Below are 6,893 nucleotides of genomic sequence, written 5' to 3'. Positions count from 1 at the left end.
CCAACACGTCAACAACCAATCGCAACAAAAATACAAAAATCTAACATCTAACTGTTTTTAAAGGATAATTTCGTGAGGAAACAGACGCGGGGCTGAAAACCGGATTGGGAATGCGGCTGAAAGCTCCGGGAAACCAGGGCTTCTGGACAAGCCGCCCATGGGCAGCCCCATTCTATATGGGCCTCTATCTTAAGGGCTGCCCTGCTCCCTATATAACGGCGCTGGCCCTTTAAGGGATAAGCGGTTCTTTCCCATCTAGGACGGCGCCCCGCATTCTCCATAATTCCGGTTCACACAGGACCCGAAATGGCCGCTGATTTGACGCCGGCGTCCAAAACATGAGACATGAGAGCGCTTGACGCGCAGGCATGGGGCTTTGCGCCCCGTGATCATGATTGGCATAGGGATCGACAGACCGGCATGACGGCAGACCGCGACATGATCCGCTCGCTGGGAACGGAGCCTCCGATCCTGGCGGATGGTTTCCGGGCGCCGGACCGGCGCGAGATCTCGTTGCGTTGGCTGTCGGGCACCTTTCTGACCGGCATCACCTCTTGCATCCTCATGGGGGTGGCTCTTTTCGCTGCCCTCGACGGCCGCCAGCAGCTGGCCATCCCCGCAGAAGCCTACGCAGTCGTGCCCCCGGATGGCGACGCATCCCCAGCCAAGGACACTGTACGAGGCTCCCGACTCTTCGGCGCGAAAATTGCTGCTCGTCCGGTCGACAAGGCGATCCTTGATGTCCCCACGGTCATCAAGGACGGCGAACGCGAGCTTGTGCGCAAACAGCCCTTTGCCCATGTGAAGATGGCGCTCGCCGCCGACTACGCCGTTCAGGACCGCTACCCGCCCTTTGACCCGCTCTCGATCTTTGCCATCGACCAGACCACCCCGCCGGTCGCCAATCGCACAGGCTCTCTCTATGGCTCGGATGTCGAGTCCGAGGTCATCCTGAAGTCGAGCCCCTTCCCGAGCAGCCCGGAACTGCCCCTTGCCGGCGAGATGACCTTCGACGAAGTCGAGGAAAATGTCCGCTCGAACGGATCGGTTCTGACCGACGGCGACAGTCAGGTCGCCGCCCTCTATTACATCGACCCGCGCCGCTTCGACACCGAAGACACGGGGATCGATCTCGCCGTCGGTCTGTCCGCCCGGGTGGTCGAAGAGAACATGAGCGTGGCCGAACCCGAGGTCGTCACACCGATGACGCCGGAATTTGCCGACGACATTCTCCCGGCCCGCAGCGCCCAGTCGGTTTCGGCTTTGATGGTCGCCTCCGGATATCCCGCCTCCAAGGCCGAGGATGTGGAAGCCGCCCTCGCGCCGCACATGTCGGGCAAGCTGCTCGCGGTTGGCGATGTCCTGCGTGTCGGGCTCATCCAGCGCGGGGACGAGGTCCGTCTTGTCCGGTTTTCGCTGTATCACAATGCAGGCCATGTCGTGACGCTCGCCGTCAATGATGCCGGACGTCTGGTCGAGGGCAGCGAACCGCCGCAACTGGCCGCGATCTCGGGCGCCTTCGACGGTTCGACACCCGCCATCGTCACCGGCCGCGATCTGCCGCGCGCCTATGACGGCATTTACCGCGCCGCACTTTCCTATGGCATGAGCAAGGAACTGACCGCGCTGGTCGTTCGACTGCTCGCCTCCAATGTCGATTTCCAGGCCCAGCTGAAGCCGACAGACATGCTGGAAGCCGTCTTCTCGGTCACAGACGAGGAAGGCAAGGCAACGCCGGATTCCGAACTCCTGTATGTGCGCGCCCGTTTCGGCGACACGATCACCCAGTTCTACCGCTTCCAGAACCCGGAAGATGGCTCGATCGATTACTTCGATGAAGAAGGCAAGTCGATCCGCCAGTTCCTTCTGCGCAATCCCGTTCCCAACGGCCGCTTCACCTCCGGCTTCGGCATGCGCCGACATCCCATTCTGGGCTATTCGCGCATGCATACCGGTGTCGACTGGGCAGCACCGCGCGGCACACCGATCATCGCAGCCGGCAATGGTGTCGTCGAGAAGGCCGGCTGGGCTTCGGGTTACGGCAACCAGACCCTGATCCGCCATGCCAATGGTTATGTCACCTCCTACAACCACCAGAGTGGCATCGCCAAGGGGATCGTCCCGGGCGCCAAGGTGACCCAGGGTCAGGTGATCGGCTTTGTCGGCTCCACCGGCTCCTCCACCGGATCGCACCTGCATTACGAACTCATCGTCAACGGCACCAAGGTCGATGCGATGAAGGTGCGTCTGCCGGGTGGCAAGGCGCTCGAAGGTCAGGCACTGGCCGTTTTCGAACAGGAGCGCCAGCGCATCGACACGCTCCTCGAAAGCGGCGGGCGCCCGGCCCAGGTGGCGAGCCGCTAGCAGAGCGTCACCCGACCCTGACCGCTTAGGCCCGCTGGCTGCCGCAACAAAGTCCCTCTGCCGCAAAGATAACGCCCGCGCATTTTCCTCAAATGCGAGCGTCTGCGTTTATCGAAAGGAATGAGTTGTATGGTGTCATGCGCTCAATTTCTGGCAGGGGAACATCATGACCGAGACATATTTCCTGTTTGGCGGACGCCTTAACCGGTTGCAGTATTTTCTCGCGGGCCTCGTGATTAACCTGGCCGGCGGCGGCTTGCTGTTCTTGGCGATCATGGAGATGGTGAACGGCGGCGGCATGCTGATCCTGGCGTTCCTGATCGTCTTTGGGCTAATGTTTCTCTGGGTCTCGCTCAGCATGCAGGCGGCCCGCATCCGTGATATCGGCCTCAATCCCCTCTTCACCATTGTTGGCTTTGCCATCCTTTACGGCATTGTCCATTCCCTGGAGACGATGACATCGGGCAGTGATCTCGGTTCGATCCTCTCCATGTTCGACATCGGTCTGCAGATCGTCGCCACTCTCTTCATGCTGCTGGCACCCGGCGACAGTTTTTCCGCAGACGATCCGATATTGCCAGCGGCCCCTCAGGATAGGCTCGACCGCAGCACCGTCTTGACCCGCGAGGAGACGAAGGTGCGGACACACCCGGCAGCGACAGCCCCCATGGCACGGGGATATGGCAAGCCGACCTTCGGGCGTCGCGGAATGTAACCTTTCAGGCGAGGCTTGAGACGCAAAAAGGGCGGCCCGAAGACCGCCCTTTCCGTTTCAATCCGTATCGCGGCGTCAGGCCGCGGCACTCACCGCCGTCTTCGGCGAGATCAGCAGCCGGTCGCTGCCAGCTTCGATCACGATCTCCGATCCGTCCATCACCTGACCGGCGAGGATCTGCTCGGCGAGCGGGTCCTGCAGGTATTTCTGGATCACCCGCTTCAGCGGACGGGCGCCATAGACCGGATCGTAGCCCTTGTCCGCCAGCCAGTTGCGGGCATCGGGTGTGAGATCGATGGCGATCTTGCGTTCCGACAGGAGCGACAGAAGCCGCTTCATCTGGATATCCACGATTGCGCCCATTTCCGAGCGACGCAGCCGGTGGAAAAGGATGATCTCGTCGACACGGTTGAGGAATTCCGGCCGGAACGAGGCCTTCACCACATCCATCACCTGGTCGCGCACCTGGTCGACATCCTGGTCCTCGCCGAGCGAGGTCAGGTACTCGGCTCCCAGGTTCGAGGTCATGATGATGATCGTGTTCTTGAAGTCGACCGTCCGGCCTTGCCCGTCCGTCAGGCGCCCGTCATCGAGCACCTGCAGAAGAACGTTGAACACATCCGGATGTGCCTTCTCGATCTCGTCGAACAGCACGACCTGATAGGGCTTGCGCCGCACAGCTTCCGTCAGCGCCCCACCTTCCTCGTAGCCGACATAACCGGGAGGCGCGCCGATCAACCGTGCGACCGAGTGCTTCTCCATGAATTCCGACATGTCGAGCCGGACCATCGCCGTCTCGTCGTCGAACAGGAAGCGCGCGAGCGACTTGGTGAGCTCGGTCTTGCCGACACCGGTTGGCCCAAGGAAGATGAACGAACCGATCGGCCGGTTCGGATCCTGCAGACCGGCGCGGGCACGGCGAACCGCACGCGAGACCGCCTGCACAGCATCACCTTGACCGACGACCGATTTCGCCAGCTCGTCTTCCATCCGGAGCAGCTTGTCCCGTTCGCCCTCGAGCATCCGGTCGACCGGAATGCCGGTCCAGCGCGACACCACATGGGCTATACCATCGGCGGTGACCACCTCCTGCACCATGTTGCCGCCACCAGACGCATCCTGGGCTTCCGCCTCGACCAGCTGTTTTTCCAGGTTCGGGATCACACCATAGGCGAGCTCGCCCGCCCGCTGAAATTCGCCCTGCCGCTGCGCGATCGCCAGTTCGTTACGCGCCTCGTCCAGCTGCTTCTTCAGGTCTGCGGCAAGGCCGAGCTTCTGCTTTTCCGCCTGCCAGCGGGCGGTGAGCGCATCCGCCTCTTCCTCGAGCGAGGTGAGTTCGGTCTCGAGCCGGTTCAGCCGGTCGGCCGAGGCCGCGTCGGTTTCTTTCTTCAGGGCTTCACGCTCGATCTTCAGCTGGATGATGCGGCGATCGAGTTCGTCGAGCTCCTCGGGCTTCGAATCCACCTGCATGCGCAGCCGCGAGGCAGCTTCGTCCATCAGGTCGATCGCCTTGTCGGGCAGAAAACGGTCGGTGATGTAGCGGTTCGACAGGGTAGCAGCCGCCACCAAAGCCGAATCCGAGATCCGTACCTTGTGATGCTGCTCGTATTTCTCCTTCAACCCGCGCAGGATCGAGATCGTGTCCTCGACCGTCGGCTCGTCGACCATCACCGGCTGAAAGCGCCGGGCGAGTGCCGCATCCTTTTCGACATGCTTGCGATATTCATCAAGCGTGGTGGCCCCGACGCAATGCAACTCGCCGCGCGCAAGCGCCGGCTTCAAGAGGTTCGAGGCGTCCATGGCGCCATCGGCTTTCCCGGCACCCACCAGCGTATGCATCTCGTCGATGAACAGGATGATCTCGCCGTTTTCGGACTGGACCTCGTTCAGCACGGCCTTCAGCCGTTCCTCGAACTCGCCGCGATATTTGGCACCCGCGATCAGCGCGCCCATGTCGAGCGCCATCAGCTTCTTGTCCTTCAGGCTTTCCGGCACGTCGCCATTGACGATGCGCAGCGCCAGGCCTTCGGCGATCGCGGTCTTGCCGACGCCGGGTTCACCGATGAGGACCGGGTTGTTCTTCGTCCGGCGCGACAGGACCTGGATCGTCCGGCGGATCTCGTCGTCGCGACCAATGACAGGATCCAGCCGACCTTCGCGGGCTTCCGCCGTCAGGTCCCGGGCATATTTCTTCAGGGCATCGAAGCCGGCTTCGGCATTGGCGCCATCCGCCGTACGCCCTTTACGGATCTCGTTGATCACCTGGTTAAGCGCAGCCGCCGTCACGCCGCCCTTTTTCAGCGAAGCGGACGTGGAGGCAGACGATTCAATGGCAAGTGCCAGAAGCAGGCGCTCGACGGTGACGAAGCTGTCGCCGGCCTTCTTGGCCGCATCTTCGGCAGTCGAGAACACTTTGGCGAGCGGCTGCGCCAGATAGACCTGGCCATTGCCGCCGGAGACCTTCGGCAGCTTGGCAAGCGCCGCGTCATTGGCGAGCCGCACGGCTTTCGCATCCCCGCCGGCGCGGCTGATCAGCGACGACGCCATGCCCTGATCGTCGTCGAGCAGGACTTTCAAGACATGCTCGGGCGTGAACTGCTGATGCCCCTCGGAAAGGGCATAGGTCTGTGCAGATTGCAGGAACCCGCGCACGCGTTCGGAATAACTCTCGATATTCATGGTCTGTCTCCGTTTCCCCGCCCTGCCCGTATCGGCACAGAACGGATGCTGTGGATCGGCCCCCGGAAGCGGCGGGCCCTTGGCGCGGATCTCCGCGCCCTCGATCGAGATATGGGAGTGGTTTTGTGCCCTTTAAAGAGGCATTTAAACGAAAAAACTCCGGACTTTCGCCCGGAGTTTGCATTGGTCAAATTGCCCTTGGTGAGATCACTCGGTCTCGGCCGAAGCAAGCGCCGGAGCGTCTCCGCCTTCGCCATTGCCAGCGCCTTCGCCACCCTCGTCGGCACCGGCGCTGCGGCGCGGCTGGCGGCGCGGGCGATTGCTGGCAGCACGACGACGCGGCTGGCGTTCGCCGCCGGCCTCGACAGCACTTTCGGCAACCGCGGCGACGACCTCAGCCGGCATGTCCTCGATCACGGGCTGGGGCCCGGAACCGGCAATCTCGGGCTGAGGCTGAGGCTGAGGCTCGACCGGCCGCTCCGGCTGACGCTGCGGGCGATTGTGCTGCTGCTGGCGGTTCTGGTGCTGGGGACGACCCTGCTGCTGATTGCCGCGATCACCGCCACGGTCCTGCCCGCGCTCGACGGACTGACCGTTGTTGTTGTCGTCCGAACCGTCGAAATCTTCGCCGTCGCGCTCGTTGAAGTCCTGACGATCGTCGCGGTCCTCATTGCCATCGCGATCCTCGCGCTGGAAGCGCTCCTGCATCTGCGCCTGGGCGGCTGCAATGATGCGGTTGTAGTGCTCGGCGTGCTGCAGGTAGTTTTCCGCCATGACGCGGTCGCCTGCGCTCTGTGCATCTCGCGCCAGCGTCGAATACTTTTCGGCGATATGCTGTGCCGTGCCGCGGATTTTGACGTCGGGACCCGAGCTGTCATAGGTCCGGGTCAGGGGGTTCTGGCCCTTGCGGTTGAAGTTGCCGCCGCCATTGCCGCCGCCACCGCCATTGTTGTTGTTACGCCCCCGACCACGCTTGTTCTGCTGTCCTGGCCTCATAGATGATTCACCTGAATGTCTCTGTTGTGCTGAAAAAGGGCAAAGCCGCTGGTTCTGGTTAGCCCGGACCAAGTCTCCACGCGCCGCCGGCAGACCGCGCTCTCGCCTTGCTCGCCGCTGGTGAAAGTCGAGTTTACTG

The 6,893-nt window shown here is 62.4% G+C and carries 4 protein-coding genes; 2 read left to right on the top strand and 2 right to left on the bottom strand.

The genetic code is table 11. The annotated features are described in order from the left end of the window. Positions 1-420: 420 nt before the first annotated feature. Positions 421-2,364, top strand: a complete 1,944-nt coding sequence (locus tag ACT53S_RS20115) for a M23 family metallopeptidase (protein ID WP_476068266.1) — start codon at positions 421-423, stop codon at positions 2,362-2,364. A gap of 166 nt (positions 2,365-2,530) precedes the next feature. Continuing rightward, positions 2,531-3,079, top strand: a complete 549-nt coding sequence (locus tag ACT53S_RS20110; RefSeq protein ID WP_476068265.1) for a DUF805 domain-containing protein — start codon at positions 2,531-2,533, stop codon at positions 3,077-3,079. A gap of 75 nt (positions 3,080-3,154) precedes the next feature. Here the strand turns inward: ACT53S_RS20110 and clpB are convergent, their stop codons facing one another. Both clpB and ACT53S_RS20100 read right to left on the bottom strand, forming a co-directional pair. After that, positions 3,155-5,758 (bottom strand): ATP-dependent chaperone ClpB, encoded by a 2,604-nt coding sequence (gene clpB / locus ACT53S_RS20105; protein ID WP_476068264.1) that lies wholly within the window; start codon positions 5,756-5,758, stop codon positions 3,155-3,157. A gap of 207 nt (positions 5,759-5,965) precedes the next feature. Continuing rightward, a complete protein-coding gene (locus ACT53S_RS20100; RefSeq protein WP_476068263.1) occupies positions 5,966-6,754 on the bottom strand; it encodes a DUF4167 domain-containing protein in 789 nt (262 codons plus the stop codon). Positions 6,755-6,893 lie beyond the last annotated feature (139 nt).

It is taken from the genome of Allorhizobium sp. DMC15 (genome assembly GCF_056314065.1).
This window is presented reverse-complemented; position numbering and strand designations above follow the sequence as displayed.

Bases quoted from the DNA above. Each gene is read 5' to 3' on its own strand.
- clpB (WP_476068264.1), bottom strand. From the start codon at position 5,758: ATGAATATCGAGAGTTATTCCGAACGCGTGCGCGGGTTCCTGCAATCT.
- ACT53S_RS20110 (WP_476068265.1), top strand. From the start codon at position 2,531: ATGACCGAGACATATTTCCTGTTTGGCGGACGCCTTAACCGGTTGCAG.
- ACT53S_RS20100 (WP_476068263.1), bottom strand. From the start codon at position 6,754: ATGAGGCCAGGACAGCAGAACAAGCGTGGTCGGGGGCGTAACAACAAC.
- ACT53S_RS20115 (WP_476068266.1), top strand. From the start codon at position 421: ATGACGGCAGACCGCGACATGATCCGCTCGCTGGGAACGGAGCCTCCG.